This is a genomic window from Acinetobacter thutiue, from assembly GCF_030385805.1.
Lineage (GTDB): Bacteria > Pseudomonadota > Gammaproteobacteria > Pseudomonadales > Moraxellaceae > Acinetobacter > Acinetobacter corruptisaponis.
Genome location: NZ_JAUDZE010000001.1, coordinates 281,713 through 297,535, shown reverse-complemented (window position 1 = coordinate 297,535; position 15,823 = coordinate 281,713). Strand labels below are relative to the sequence as shown.

The 15,823-nt window shown below is 42.7% G+C and carries 9 protein-coding genes and 1 pseudogene; 4 read left to right on the top strand and 6 right to left on the bottom strand.

What is annotated here, in order from left to right; translation table 11 throughout:
* Positions 1-2: 2 nt before the first annotated feature.
* From QTA56_RS01440 to QTA56_RS01430, 3 genes are read right to left on the bottom strand one after another with little or no spacing between them, the layout of a single operon-like run.
* Positions 3-3,110, bottom strand: coding sequence for an efflux RND transporter permease subunit (locus QTA56_RS01440; RefSeq protein ID WP_267979173.1), 3,108 nt, complete (start codon positions 3,108-3,110; stop codon positions 3-5).
* Positions 3,107-6,193, bottom strand: a complete 3,087-nt coding sequence (locus QTA56_RS01435; protein WP_267980010.1) for a multidrug efflux RND transporter permease subunit — start codon at positions 6,191-6,193, stop codon at positions 3,107-3,109. Before QTA56_RS01435 ends, QTA56_RS01440 begins: the two co-directional genes overlap by 4 nt.
* Positions 6,194-6,197: 4 nt before the next feature.
* Positions 6,198-7,409, bottom strand: coding sequence for an efflux RND transporter periplasmic adaptor subunit (locus QTA56_RS01430; protein ID WP_267979172.1), 1,212 nt, complete (start codon positions 7,407-7,409; stop codon positions 6,198-6,200).
* Between the two features lie 230 nt (positions 7,410-7,639).
* Between QTA56_RS01430 and QTA56_RS01425 the strand changes: the two genes are divergently transcribed.
* From QTA56_RS01425 to QTA56_RS01415, 3 genes are all read left to right on the top strand, one after another.
* A complete protein-coding gene (locus tag QTA56_RS01425; protein ID WP_267979171.1) occupies positions 7,640-8,155 on the top strand; it encodes a sigma-70 family RNA polymerase sigma factor in 516 nt (171 codons plus the stop codon).
* 20 nt (positions 8,156-8,175) lie between these two features.
* A complete protein-coding gene (locus tag QTA56_RS01420; protein WP_267979170.1) occupies positions 8,176-9,132 on the top strand; it encodes a FecR family protein in 957 nt (318 codons plus the stop codon).
* Between the two features lie 66 nt (positions 9,133-9,198).
* The gene (locus QTA56_RS01415) at positions 9,199-11,694 is read left to right on the top strand and encodes a TonB-dependent siderophore receptor (RefSeq protein ID WP_267979169.1); all 2,496 of its coding nucleotides are present in this window, start codon (positions 9,199-9,201) and stop codon (positions 11,692-11,694) included.
* A gap of 196 nt (positions 11,695-11,890) precedes the next feature.
* Here the strand turns inward: QTA56_RS01415 and QTA56_RS01410 are convergent, their stop codons facing one another.
* Positions 11,891-12,901 (bottom strand): AraC family transcriptional regulator, encoded by a 1,011-nt coding sequence (locus tag QTA56_RS01410; protein ID WP_267979168.1) that lies wholly within the window; start codon positions 12,899-12,901, stop codon positions 11,891-11,893.
* A 424-nt stretch (positions 12,902-13,325) separates the two neighbouring features.
* Between QTA56_RS01410 and QTA56_RS01405 the strand changes: the two are divergent.
* Positions 13,326-13,591, top strand: a pseudogene (locus QTA56_RS01405) (hypothetical protein); the annotation flags it as partial.
* Between the two features lie 110 nt (positions 13,592-13,701).
* Here QTA56_RS01405 and QTA56_RS01400 read toward each other — a convergent pair.
* The gene (locus tag QTA56_RS01400; RefSeq protein WP_267979167.1) at positions 13,702-14,556 is read right to left on the bottom strand and encodes a metal-dependent hydrolase; all 855 of its coding nucleotides are present in this window, start codon (positions 14,554-14,556) and stop codon (positions 13,702-13,704) included.
* Between the two features lie 75 nt (positions 14,557-14,631).
* A complete protein-coding gene (locus QTA56_RS01395; RefSeq protein ID WP_267979166.1) occupies positions 14,632-15,813 on the bottom strand; it encodes a lipid-transfer protein in 1,182 nt (393 codons plus the stop codon).
* Between the last annotated feature and the right edge of the window lie 10 nt (positions 15,814-15,823).

Here is a 15,823-nt window from a genome sequence, read left to right as displayed (position 1 = left end):
TCCTATTTGCTCCAATGAAAAACATTAAATTTCATCATCAAGTTTTTAAACAACTGAGCAATCTTTTCCAAAATTAAATACATCACAGGTGTGGTATACAAGGTTAAAAGTTGCCCCAAAGCCAGTCCACCGACAATGGCAACACCTAAAGGCTGGCGCATTTCAGCACCCTCACCCCAACCCAATGCCAGCGGGATTGCCCCCAATAAAGCAGCCGTGTTGGTCATCAGAATAGGACGAAAACGTAAAGTCGCTGCCGCAATGACGGCATCCATCGCCGTGTGACCTTGACGGCGTTGTTGAATAGTAAAATCAATCAACAATATGGCATTCTTCACCACAATCCCGATCAGTAAAAACAGGCCTAATAAGGCAATCAGACTAAACGGAATGTTAAACAGCCATAAACTGAATAAAGCCCCCAAAGCAGCCGTTGGAATGGTCGATAGAATCGTAAATGGGTGCACAATACTTTCATAAGTCACACCAAGAACAATAAAAATCAGCATGATCACTGCAACAATCAAAGCAGGTGTGCTCAGCCCTGCCTGTAAGCTTTCACTTTCTACATCCCGATCTGTGGTTATAAAAATCTCTTTAGGCAACATGATTGTGGGTAACACACTTCGAATCGCGGCATCAGCCTGTTCATAGCTATAGCCCTCTTTTATCACATAGCCAACACCCATTGCTGCATATTGATTACGGCGATGAACTCGATCGTTACTAATCCCATAAGACCATGTGGCGAAATTGCTTAAAGGCACAGAGTCGCCTTGTTGATTAGGTACTTTGACATCTGCCAAGGCCTCAGGATGTTCAGTAAAATGACGATCTACTTCCATCACCACATGAAACTGATCATTCTGATCATAAATGGTGGAAATCTGACGCTGTGAAAAGGAGTTATTCAGCACACTGGCAATACTTTCAATATCGACACCCAAACGCTTTGCTGCTTCACGATCAATATCCAACGTGACATGCTGTGCCCCCTCATCGCCCTGTGTTTCGACTTCGTCTAACTCAGGCAGTTTTTTCATGGCTTCAGCAACTTTAGGCGCCCATTCACGCAGCAGCCCCACATGATCCGATTGCAGCAAGAGTAAATATTCCTGAGCATTGCCACTAGCAAAAGGATCATCCAACTGTAAATCCTGTTCTACACTGGCAGAAAAAACGGCACCTGCTTGCCAAGGTGCATTGCGCTTTAACCGCTCAACAACTTCTTTGGAGCTTAATCCATCTCGTTCGGCTTTCGGTTTAAGACTCACCATCAGAAATGAGTTGGTCATCCCACCTCCACCGCCAGAGGTACCCACCACATCCTGAACCGCAGGATCAGCAATCAGGGCTTGAGTAAAAGCAGCGATTTTGGGCTGCATAATTTGAAAAGAAAAACCATCATCGCCCCGAATGAATGCCCCAACACGCCCTGTATCTTGTTCAGGCAACACACGTTTGGGCAGTAAATCATATAAGTAGACCGAAGCAATAATTGCACCTAACCAAAACACCATAATGAGATAGCCATGCTTTAACACCCACCTTAAAGAACCAATATAAGACTGGGTCAGCTTTTGGATAATGTCATGACTATAACGATAAAGTTTTTGCGGCTGATGATTGGCCAAAGGTTTTAAACAACGTGCCGATAAACTCGGGGTTAAAACAAGAGAGACAAATACAGAGAACACAATCACAAAGACCAAGGTCAGCGAAAACTCTCTAAACAGACGTTCAATCACGCCACCCATAAACAAAACAGAAAGGAAAATCACCATCAACGCCAAGTTCATGGCGATCAAGGTAAAGCCAACTTCCTGAATACCTTTTACAGCCGCTTGGAGTGGAGCACATCCCTGTTCGATATATCGCTCAATATTTTCTAACACCACAATGGCATCATCCACGACCAAGCCAATGGCGACAATCATCGCCATAATCGAAAGATTATTGAGAGAAAAACCAGCCAGATAAATCAGACTACAAACACCAACCAAGGTGACCAGCAATGCCATCGCTGGAATCACGGCACTTTGCAATCGCCCCAGCATCAATACCACCACGATCACAACCAACAGCATGGAGAAAATCAAGGTATCCCGTGCTTCACTCAAACTGGCACGTACAATATTCGAGCCATCCATCACCACAGTTAATTTTGCATCACTTGGGATTAATCGACTTAGAGCAGGCAATCTGGCCTGAATCTGATCAATCGTGGCAATGGTATTGGCATTTGGCTGACGGCTGATTTTTAAAATAACCGCAGGCTGACCATTATGAAAACCACTGACATAACGGTTTTCAACTGAGTCCGTCACCTCCGCAATATCTTTTAAACGTACCATGCCAGCATCAGTTTGCTTAATCACCAGATTGGCAAAATCCTGCGCTGTTTTTAACTGGGTTGAGAGCGCCACTTGCCAACGCAATTGTTGTTGCTCAACCACACCCAATGCTTGCACCACATTACTGTTCGCAACTGCCTGTCGCACCTGTTCTAATGAAACGCCCATAGAAATCAGTGCATTTGGATTAATGGTTATGCGCACGGCGGGCATGGATGCACCATCAATCTCCACTTCACCAACACCACTGATTTGTGCCAGATTGGGCTGTAATTGATTGGATGCAATCTCATACAGCTTGCCTGCTGAAAGCTGTGGTGAACTCAGCGCCAAATAGAAAATGGGGCTTTGGCTGGGATTAATCTTGAAATATTCGGGTGGGCTTGGCATACCTGAGGGTAACTGTGACATTGCCACATTAATCGCAGCCTGAACCTCACGTGCCGCTTCATTGATATCGGTATTTAAATCAAAATGCAAAACCACCTGTGTCGAACTTTGATTACTGGATGAATTAATCGCCTTTACCCCAGACACGCCCATCATGGCGCGTTCCAAGGGGGTCGCCACCGTTGCGGACATACTTTCAGGGCTGGCACCAGGTAAATTAGCACGTACCACAATGGTTGGAATATCTGCCTGTGGCAGTGCCGCCACAGGCAAACGCCAGTAAGCCAATACCCCAAGCAGGACAATGGCAGTTGCAAGCAAAATACTGGCTACAGGACGATGAATAAAAATAGACAGCAGGTTCATTCGCATGTCCCTGCCTGATTTGATACGACAGATTTATCTTGATCCTGCTTTAGTCCATCAAAGAACAGGTACACCACAGGCGTGGTAAATAAGGTTAGAACCTGACTCACCAATAAACCGCCTACCATCACAATCCCTAAAGGCTGGCGTAACTCAGCGCCTGAACCTGAAGCGAGCATCAGTGGAATTGCACCAACCAATGCGGCTAGTGTAGTCATCAAGATGGGGCGAAAGCGTAATAATGCAGCCTGATAAATGGCCTGTTCAGCAGATAAACCCTGATTGCGCTGGGCAGCCAAGGCAAAATCAACCATCATAATGCCGTTCTTCTTGACCAGACCAATCAATAAAATAATCCCAATCAGGGCGATCATATCCAGTGGTTGATTGACCATAAACAGTGCCAACAAGGCACCAATCGCAGCGGAGGGCAAAGTAGAAAGAATGGTAATCGGATGAATAAAACTCTCGTAAAGCATCCCCAAAACAATGTACATAGTCACAATGGCGGCAATCACTAACCACAAGGTATGTTGCTGAGAATTTTTAAACGCTGCTGCCGCGCCTTGTAATTGCAAATCTAGCTCAGGAGGCAAATCAAGACTTTGCTGAACCTGATCAATCGCTTCAATTGCCTCGCCTAAGGAGACATCCTTGGCCAAATTAAACGAAATTCCAACCGTAGGAAATTGAGACTGGTGCTGTAAAATAATCGGTGCATGTTGTTGCGCAATCGTTGCAACAGAGCTTAATAAAATCGCTTGCCCACTGCTGTTATGAATATAGGTTTGATTAAGCGCTTCGATGCCTTGAGTTAATTTAGGGTCGAGTTCCAATACAATTCGATATTGATTTGACTGAGTATATAAAGTCGCTATTTGGCGTTGCGCAAATAAATTTTGCAAAGCCAAACTAATATCTTCAACGCTTAGACCTAGACGTGCTGCTGCATCACGATTGACCTCAATATAGGCTTGTAAACCTTGACCTGAATCCTCACTGGTGACCTCTACAAATGCAGCATGTTGTGCCAATGCCTGTACCAATTTAGGTGTCCACTGCTCTAATAGCTGGGCTTTCGGTGCAGTCAAACTCAGTTGATATTGGGTACGGCTAATTTTGTCTTCAATACTTAACTCTTGTACAGGTTGCATCCAACCTTTGATTCCCTGAACTTGGGCAAAGTCTTCACGTAACCGAGCAATCACTTCAGCAGCTTGATCACGTTCAGCATGCGGTTTTAAATTGATCAGAATACGTCCATTACTTAACTTTGGATTATTGGCATCTATACCAATAAAGGAGGACAAACTGGCCACCGCAGGATCTTTTAGAATGACGTTTGCCAACGCATGTTGACGTTCACTCATCGCCTGAAAAGAAATCTGATCTGGTGCTTCAGTTACGACTTGAATCACACCATTGTCCTGAACAGGGAAAAAGCCTTTAGGGATAAACCAATATAGAAGTCCTGCCAAAACCACCGTTGCAAACATCACCATTAGGGTCAAGGTTTGATGTCGCAGCACCCATTGTAGTAATTTGGCATAGTGCCCAATCACACAATCAAGATTCCATCGACTCGTTTTCTCTGTATGCTTTGCCGAGTCTTTGAGTAGATAGGCACACATCATTGGAGTTAGTGTCAGCGATACTAGCAGTGAAATTGCAATCGCAGCAGCCAATGTCACCGCAAATTCATGGAATAAACGTCCAACCACATCCCCCATAAACAGCAAAGGAATCAAAACTGCGATCAGGGAAACCGTGAGTGAAATCAGGGTAAAACCAATTTCCTTGGAGCCTTTTAAAGCCGCCTGTAACATACTTTCCCCAGACTCCCGATGCCGTGCAATGTTCTCTAGCATCACAATGGCATCATCCACCACAAAACCCGTGGCAATGGTCAGCGCCATTAAAGTCAAATTATTGACCGAGAAACCAAGGAAATACATCAATACAAAGGTACCAATAATCGACAGTGGCACAGCAACACTTGGAATCAGGGTTGCGGCAAAATTGCGCAAGAATAAGAATGTAACCAGCACTACCAAACAAACGGCGAAAACCAATTCTTTTTGTACATCTTTAATTGAGCTACGAATGCTTTCAGTGCGGTCAGTCAGCACACGGATATGCACGTTATCTGGGAGGTTTTGTTGCAGCTCTGGTAGTATTTTTTTAATTTGATCTGCCACTTCGATCACATTGGCATTCGGCTGGCGCTGTATATTGACTAAAATCGCAGATTGGCTATCTGCCCATGCTGCCATATAACGATCTTCACTGCCCTCAATAACTTGCGCAACATCTTTTAAGCGAATTGGTGCGCCATTATTCCAACGTAAAATTAAATTCTCATAGTCTGCAACGGAACGCATCTGATCATTGGCATCAAGCATGGTAGAACGATACGGCCCATCAAAACTACCTTTGGGTTGATTGGCATTGGCTGCCGAAATCGCAGTGCGGACATCTTCTGTACTCAACTTAAACGCGGCCAATGCACTCGGATTCATCTGTACCCGAATCGCTGGACGCTGCCCGCCAGCCAAACTGACCATGCCCACACCTGAAAGTTGTGACAGCTTTTGCGCCACTCGGGTATCAACCATGTCGTAGACTGTGGTTAATGGCAATGTATCTGAACTAATCGCCAATGTAATGACAGGCACATCGGCAGGATTGACCTTACGATAAATCGGCGGTGTCGGTAAATCATTTGGCAATTTGCTGCTGGCGGTACTTAAAGCCGACTGCACTTCTTGCTCAACGATCCCCAGTTCAGCACTCAGTTCAAATTGTAGGGTAATCACCGATGCACCGACTGAACTACTGGATGACATTTGTTTTAAGCCAGCAATCTTGCCCATTTCCCGTTCTAAAGGCGAAGTGATGGTGCGCTGGACAGTGTCTGGATTTGCCCCAGGTTGAAAGGTATAAATCTGAATAATGGGATAATCGACCTGCGGCAAGGCAGACACAGGTAATAAACGCCAGACCAGTAAGCCACTGAAAAACAGTGCCAACATCAATAATGTGGTTGCTACGGGTCGCAGGATAAAGAATCTTGAGATATTCATTTCATTATCCAGCCACAGTTTTTGCTTGCGCTGGATTTGCATGATCATCCTGAACCACCTGAACTTCCTGCCCCTCTGAAAGACGGTCAATGCCTTCTAAAACGACACGCTCATTGCCTTGTAAACCTTCAACAATTTCCGTTTGCCCTTGTGAAACCATACCCAGTTTAAGCATCCGAACTTCGGCTTTATTTTCTTTATTGATAATATAGACATAGGTTCCTTTTGCCCCATGCTGAATAGCATCACTTGGCAAATGCACAGCATTATGCAGTGTCTTGGCATTTAAACGGACATTGACGAATTGATTAGGAAATAAAGCATCATCAGTATTGGCAAAGGCAGCTTTAACTTTAAGCGTCCCTGTATTGAGATCAATTTGATTATCCAGTGCTTGTACCGAACCTGTCGCCAGTTGTTTTTGTTCGGTACGATCCCAAGCACTCACACGGATACTTTGTTTATTTTTAGACGCTTCACGAACAATATCCAGATAGTTTTCAGCCACTGAGAACTGGACATAGATGGGATGAACCTGAGTAATACTCAACAGACCTGTTGCTTCATTGGCCTGTATCAAATTGCCAGCATCTTTCAGGCGAAACCCGACCCGACCATCAATCGGCGCATAAATTTTGGTATAAGACAGTTGCAGTTTGGCTGCATCAACTTGTGCCTGATTGGCCTGTATTTGTCCCTTAAGCTGATTCACCAATGCTTGTTGTTGATCAACCTGTTGCTTGGCAATCGAGTCCTGTCTATACAGCAATTGATAACGTACCAATTCGCTCTGTGCATTGTGTAACTGAGCCAAGTTTTGTTGCTGTGTACCTTGAGCCTGGGCCAATGTGACCTGAAATGGCGTAGGGTCAATCTGTGCCAGTAACTGCCCTTTCTGAATGTATTGTCCCTCTTGAAAATAGATTTTTTGCAATACACCTGAAACCTGACTTTGTACATTGACCAAATTAGCAGGAACGACTGTACCAATCGCTTTAATCTCAAGTTGCAAGTCGCCTCGCTGCGCCCCCACCACACGCACAGAAACGGGTTTGCTCCATTGGCTAAACGAGTCCTGTTTTTCAGCCTGAGATTTTTTCCAGTAATTCCAGCCCCATAATATTAGGAACATTAAAAGGATAATTCCTATCAGCCATTTGATTTTATTCTGCTGAGAATGTGGGTGTGTTGTTAAATCAAGAGGTTGCTTACTCATTACATTCTCTACTTGGTCAAACTAAAAAGCATTCATCAGGTGGAAGATCAGGGAAACAAAAAGTCCCTCTATTGGATTAGTCGAATAACACGCCAAACCAGATCATTTCTTTATGTAAAATTTTGTATACAATTCTATTGATATTAAGAACAATTATCATTATTATTTAAAAACATTTTTAAATTCTCCTTTAATTGCACATCTTCCAGCCAATTTGTGGACTCCCTGCTATGAACCTGAATGTAGAAAAACAGTTATGGTTTAGTGAAATTTATCGGTCTCAACAAACCACCTTGCTGTCATGGTTTAAACATAAGCTCCAGCATCACCATCAATCAGAAGACCTGAGTCAGGAAGTTTTTTATCGTGCCTTAAAAAGTGAATATTGCTTTGAAAAAATTAAGGAACCTCAGGCATGGCTGATGGGGATCGCCAAGCATGTGATTATTGATCATTGGCGACGCCAGCATGTGGAATATCTTTATCTGGATGCCCTGGCACAACTGCCCGAAGAATACTCTCCATCGGCTGAACATGAGGTGTGTATCAGGGAAACCTTGTATCAGGTTCATTTAATGCTGGAAAAACTTCCAACCCGTACAGCCCAGGTTTTTTTAATGTCGCAACTGGATGGAATGACCTATCGAGCCATTAGCGAAAAAATGAATATTTCCGAAGCAACTGTAAAAAGAGATATGAAACAGGCTTTTCTGGCCTGCATAAGCCTTTATAATCAGGCAAGTTAAACGCATAAATTATTGACGCTATGTCTCATTTCTCTAAAATTCCACCTCATGTCTTGGACGCAGCCGCAGACTGGCTGGTGCTATTACATTCTGGGGAAATGACAGAAATCCAGCAGCAACAATTTGAACAATGGAAAGCAGAAAAAAAACAACATGCTTTAGCAATTCAACAGATTGAAAAATTCACGCAAGGCTTAACAGGACTTGCAAATAACTTTCCCTCTGAATCTTTAGTGCAGTCCAATCAAAAATTTAACCAGACGACAAAACGGAATATGCTGTTCAGCCTTTCAGGACTATTTGTACTGGGTTTAGCGATGTATTTGATGCCTTGGGCAAAATGGCAATCTGATTATCATACTGAAATTGGTGAAATTAAAACCATTCCCTTAAAAGATGGTTCACAGTTAATTTTGGCAAGTGATAGTTATATTCAGGTGAATTTTTCCCAGCAGATTCGGCAGATTAAACTGATTGAAGGTGAAATTTATATTCAGACTGCGAAAGACCCTCAACATCGTCCATTTATGGTTGAAACCCAGAATGGCTCTGTCGAAGCACTGGGTACCCAGTTTACAGTTCGTCAGGAACATCGCGAACAAACAAAAGTGAAAGTGTATCAACATGCCGTTGCCATCCAGCCGCAGGCCTCTTCCCAACGTCAGATTCTGCAACAGGGTCAGCGCGCTTTTTTCGATAGCAGTCATATTTCAAAACCAATTGCCCTTGAAAATGACAAACCCTATTGGACACAGCATCTTTTAGTGGTAGAACAATGGCCATTGCAAAAAGTTCTTGATGAACTTTATCGTTATAAGAAAGGTACTTACTTCATTGATCCTGAGCTAAAAGATATCCATATTTCTGGAGTATTTTCACTGCAAAACACCCAGCAAAGCCTGGAAACACTGGCATATACCCATCAGCTTGAGCTGAGCTACTATAGCCCTTATCTATTAAAAATAAAAAAAAGATAAAAATTTGATCCTTTTTCTGGGCTGATCCGACTTATAGAGAAATATACTCCCAGTCGAGAAAACCACATGAAAGATGATCAGGCAAAAAGTAGATTGGCTTTGGCAATACGTGCAGTATTATGGGGTATACCCGTTATTGTCACCAGTATCAGCGCCAGTTCTGTGTATGCCGCAAATGTTTATAGTATTTCCATTGCCCAAACCACACTGGATCAGGCACTCAAGCAGTTGGCCATTCAGACAGGTACGACGATTAGTTACGACACCACTGCCCTTGCAAAGATCAAGAGTGTTTCACTGAAAGGAAATTACGCTGTAGATGAAGCTCTAGAACAATTGCTTAAATCATCTACATTTGAAGCAGTCAAACTAAATAATGGTGGATACACCATTCGTTCCATTGACATTAAACCTGAAAATTCGCCTAAAGTGGTTGTTTTGGAACCTATCCATACTCAGGCACAGCAAAGCAGAAATACAAGCACTATACACGAAAGTAATTCGACACAACTTCCAACGATTTCAATAAAAGCAGCTAATCAACAAAATGTAGCAAATATTGGAAAATCTGCTCAGGATATTAAAGAAATCCCACAGTCAGTGACGGTCATGTCTCGACAGCGTATTGATGAACAAGGTTTAAAAACACTTGATGATGTGCTACTACAAACAACAGGTGTAACACGTGAGCAGCTATGGCTAAATAATAATTATAGTGCGCGTGGCTTAAAGATCGAAAATATTCGTTATGACGGCGGCAGTACGGCAAGTTTACAGGATCGTAGTAACAGTGCAGATTTAGCCCAGTATGATTCTGTTGAAGTGCTACGGGGTGCAGATGGTTTATTCGGTGCAGGTGAAGCGGGTGGCGTTATTAATCTGACCTCAAAACGTCCAAAAGCAGAAACGGAGATTAATGGAACAGTTTCTGCGGGTAGCTGGAATAATTATCGTGGAGAATTGGATGCAACAGGTTCTTTGACACAGGACCAAAGCATTAAAGGCCGTTTAGTTACAGTTTTCCATGATCAAGACTTTTTCTACAAACCTGCCCATAACCGCCGTGAAATGGTTTATGGTGCTTTAAGCTTTGACCTATTGCCAGAAACAACATTATTTACAGGCGCAAGCTATCAGAAAGATAAGACAGATGCTTTTAACGCCAGTTTACCTCGCTGGGAAGATGGCGCAGATATGCATCTACCCCGCAGCACGACCATGGGAGCTCCGTGGGGATGGATCGAACGGGAAAACATTTCTGTATTTGCCAACCTACAACATCAAATTAATGACAACTGGAAAACACAACTGAATCTTCGCCACAATATTGGAAATGACAATATCAATGGCGCAGAGATGGAAGGAGCTGTAAGTTATTCCACACATGAAAATCAATGGTGGCGTTATCAGGATGATACTAACTTTAAAGAAACCACACTGGATTTAAACCTACAAGGTAGCTTTAATCTATTTGAACAAAAACATGACGTTATTTTAGGTATTGACCATACCAATAATCAAAAAGATTATAAACAGAACTGGACCTACTATGCTGATGGTAATGCAATTAATCGTGTTGCCCCACCAGAATGGGATTATCCACCTGCTGCATGGGAAACAGACAATACCAATGAAAGTCGCCAATCTGCACTTTATGGTTCTTTTAAATTACGTCCTATTGATGATTTAGCCCTTATTGTTGGTGGTCGATATACATTTAAAAATGAATTAGCCATAGAAAACCATAATACAAATATTCGTAATACCTATACAGAAGACAAAAAATTTGTTCCTTATTACGGTATTACTTATGATATTTTGCCCTCAACAACAGCCTACGCAAGTTTTGCAGAAATCTATAAAAACCAGCGTAATTATTTAGTCTCTGTCGATGGTCCTGGACTTGATCCATTAACAGGGAAAAATATTGAGTTTGGTTTTAAACATCAAATTAACTCCAGTCTACTTGCATCAATAGCCTACTTTAATATTAAAAAAGAAAAGGAAGCAGTCTATAACACACGGGCGAGTATTCCGAACAGTAATTCCTCATGCTGTTATATTGGTACTGGTACGATGGAGAGTAAAGGTGTTGATATTGAGTTAAATGGAAATATTACTCCAGACTGGAACTTTTCTATGGGATATACCTATAATAAAAATGAGAAGAAAGATAATACCAATAATCCATATAATACTTATACCCCTAAACATCTGTTAAAACTATGGACAACCTACCAACTTGATCAGATCATTGATGGTCTGGAAGTGGGTGGAGGCGTAACTGCACAAAGTAAAAACTATGCCAAGGGATCAGTGAGAGCTTTTAATCCAGTAACTCAGAAATTTGATGGTGCATGGAACGCTATTGAAATTGTCCAGCCCCAATATGCTATTTGGTCTGCTCGTATCGCTTATGATATTAATCCCAAATGGAATGTTGCACTTAATCTCAATAATATCTTTGATAAAACTTATTACAGCACAATTGGCTATCCTGGTTATGGTAATTTCTACGGTGAGCCACGTAGTTTTCTTTTAACATTAAAAGCCAATTATTAAGAACAAATGATTCAGTAGGAGTTTATCAATAATAAATACCTATTAACTTGAAAATATTATAGTCATCAATGCAATAAAAAATCCCTTGTAAAAACAAGGGGTTTTATTTTTAACAAAACTAGTGGCTGTCAAATTAATTCATGAATATTTTTAACCTAACTCTCTACTCTATAAAAATAAGCTTTCAATTTTAAAACTAAATCGTAAGTTGTTCCCGCTCCTGTTGCGGTGTTTTACCTGACCATTCCTTATAGGCTCGGGTAAAGGCGCTATGTTCTGAATACCCCAGTAACAATGCAATTTCCACAATCTGTAACCTCTGGTCTTTCAGGTAGGACTTTGCCAGTTCATAACGCACAAAATTCAGTTCCTTACGGAAGCTGGTGCCCGCTTCTGTCAAACGTCGCTGCAAGGTACGGCGGGAATAATGCAAATGATCCAAAAGTTGATCAATATCAGGTTCACCCTGATGCAGCAAATGGGCAATATGTTTGCGCACCTGCTCAATCATCTCATCCACATAAGGCAAGCTTGCAATCAACTGGTCAGCATGTTTATCCAATATGGCCACCAGTGTTGCATCAGGTGTTTTTAATGGCAGACTTAGCATTTCCAGACCAAAACGAATCAGTGGAACGGGCTGCTCAAAAAGCACGGGACAACCAAAATAATCTTCATAAGGTTTGATATCTTCTGGCTGTTCATGGATAAAATGCACCGCTCGTAAGCTATCTTTACCCCGAATCAGACTACGGCCAAACTGGACCATCACAGTACGCCCCGTTTCATCAACCAAACCACCCGCCTGATACTCTTCAATATCCCAAGTGAGTTCCACATAGTCATCAAGAATCTTGATATTTGCTGGCACCACATCAAAGATCAGCCGCTGATAACGTTCAAAACGCTGCATTGCTGTGAAAAAATTATCACATGCTGAAAGTACTGCTCCCAAAACCCCGAGATGACGGGCCGTAATGGTTTGGCCCACATGCAGACCAATCAGGGGATCATTTAAATAGCTTCTGACTGTTTCCAAAAGGCTTTGCCAATGCTCAACCGCAACGCCACCAAGGCCATTCAAATTTGGCGTGGGCCAGGCTTCACCCAGTACGCTTTCAGGGTCATGCCCCTGTGTTTCCAGATATTCAAACAGAAGCTGTACGTAGGTTTCTGGAATTATTCTCTGATGTAGAGGCTTGACCAATCCATTTATCTCTTTTGATTTTCTAATGGCGTAAAGTATCAAATACAAAATTTAAAACTGTCAAGTGAATAAAAAAGTATCAACTAAAAGTTTGATACCTTTAAACGAACAAAGCGTGCACTGCCTGATGAACGTTATACCAACCATTCATATCATTGATTTTTTCATCTATTTTTCAATGGTTGATATACCCTAAAACACCTACTCAGCTTTTCAAATGCTATATCCATTGATTCCATCCTTGAAAAAAAATCATTAGAGATTGAGAATAAATCGATTGAGCCAACTTGCACTCTTTTTTATCTTTTAGGCCTATCTATAAAATAATGAATGGAATTTAAAAATGATCAGTTGGAATTATTCTAATGCCAGGGCTCAGCTTTCAATGCTGATGGATCAAGAATCACGCGTAAAGGTAAAGAGACTATCTGCCATTAAAACCGCATGTGTGATTGCAGTCTTCCCCATCTCAATTTTGTTGATAGTGATGTGCGCCTCACTTATTAAAAGTTTACGCCAAGATCCTCAGCATGGGTAATGATGCCTGAGCATTTACGCCCTGATAAGTTCAAGACTGTAAAGGAATCAGTAGATAGCACCAAGCCACCTTGGTTGCCATGTTGTTATTTTAGGCTGAACGAATTCTGTTTTAGTGAAGCCTTTGCTGTATCGTTATTGCAGCTTTCCTGAGTGTGGAGATGTCCACGTTCATATAAGTGGATTGCCCAATAATTTGATAGCCCAAGCATTCATAAAAATGTTTAGGCCTTATCCTCATTTAATGACTTGTTGAAAATTCATTATTTATATAGGTTATTGATCTGTTCCAGACACCTACGATTGTCATGATCCCAAGGATGAAAATTAGGGCGAAAATAATCAATATAATTTATGAGCTGAATCCGTAACGCACCAATATCACCAAAGGTATAGCGGTAAAATTTACGCCAGCCTTTTAAATCAGTGAGTTTTCTTTCATCCTTGAGCATGATCAAAAAAGTGGGAATCACCAATCCCCAAAATAACACTGTTGCAATCACCAAGCCTAGACTACGCTCACCATATGCCACTAACCCCCGTCCTTTCACTGTATCCCAGACATCAAACGCAACCGCCTTGTGTTCGGTTTCCTCCAGGGCATGCCAACGCCAGATTGCCTCAAAATCAGGATCAGCCCCTTCAAAAAGACGTGGTTCTGTTAATAAACTATCCGCCAGTAAGGCAGTAAAATGCTCAAGGGCTATCGTGCCACTCAGCCACATATGGGGTGGCAGGTATTTTTTTAGCAGCACAAAAATATCACTGACCAGTTGTTCAAACTTGGGCGCAATCGGACTACAGGCAAACAATGCCGCATTGTAGGCTTCATGTTCGCGTCCATGCATGGCCTCCTGACCAATAAATGCGGTCACGGCCTTTTTTAGGTCAGGGTCGGTAATCATGTCGCGATGGGCCCGTACTGCATCAATAAAGAAACGTTCGCCAACGGGCAGTACAATCGAAAAGGTATTGAGCAAGGCTGTGAAGATATTCCCAGCATCCGTATGCCAATTCATGATTTTATCGGCTGGCAAGTTAAATTGAATGTCCCGCCGTGTCGGCAACAACACGGGATAGGCGTTTTTTTTCAACCATTTTTTATGCAATATTCCCATGACAATATCCTTATCTACAATGCGCAGCGTTTTATATCCCTTTCGATCCGAGATATAAAACGCCCTTACAACCTGTTAATCCCGACGATACATCGTCACCACACATGCTCCGCCCAAGCCCAGATTATGCTGCAAGGCAATTCGGGCATTCTCAACCTGACGTTTTTCGGCTGTACCACGCAATTGCCACACCAGTTCCGTACACTGTGCCAAACCCGTTGCACCAAGCGGATGTCCCTTGGACAGCAAACCACCTGATGGGTTGGTGACATATTTGCCACCATAGGTATTGTCACCATCCCAAATAAACTGTTCTGCCGTACCCTCGACACATAGGCCCAAACCCTCATAGGTCAACAATTCATTGGCAGTGAAACAGTCATGTAGCTCAATCACATCGACATCTTCTGCCCCAATCCCTGCCATTTCATAGACCTGCTGGGCGGCTTTTTTGGTCATGTCATAACCGACCATTTTAATCATGCTCTTTTCATCAAAACTGCTGGCATAATCGGTAGTCATGGCTTGGGCAGCAATATATACAGGATTGCTGATGCCATGTTTTCTGGCAAATTCATCTGAACAGAGAATCGCAGCGCCTGCGCCACAGGTCGGTGGACAACACTGAAAACGGGTGAGTGGGTCAAACACTTCGTCAGAAGCCATAATTTCTTCCAGTGACAACACCTGACCAAACAAGGCATAAGGATTATTACTGGCATGTTTACGGGCTTTTTCAGCGATTTTGCCGAAAGTTTCCTTTTTGGTGCCATGCAACCAGCGATATTCACGTCCTGCACCGCCAAACATTTGGGCGGCAGGCGGTGCGGAATTAAAGCCCTGTACATCAACCATCACTTGAGCATGTTGTGCCATCGGGGTTTCACGGTCGTTAAACTTTGCCCCTAATGCCCCTTTTTCCATTTTTTCAAAGCCAATGGCAATCACGCACTCTGCCAAACCACCCTCAATCGCCTGACGCGCCAGAAACAAGGCACTTGAACCAGTTGAACAGTTGTTATTGACATTAACCACAGGAATCCCTGTCAATCCCAATTCATACACGGCACGTTGCCCACAGGTTGAGTCACCATAGACATAGCCCGCAAAGGCCTGTTCGACTTCGTTATAGCTAATGCCTGCATCCTTTAGGGCAAGCTGTCCCGCTTCGCGCGCCATTTCATAATATTCTGGGTTTGAACCTGGCTTGGCGAATTTGGTCATCCCGACCCCGATTACATTTACACGGCGTTTCATGCGGTTATCC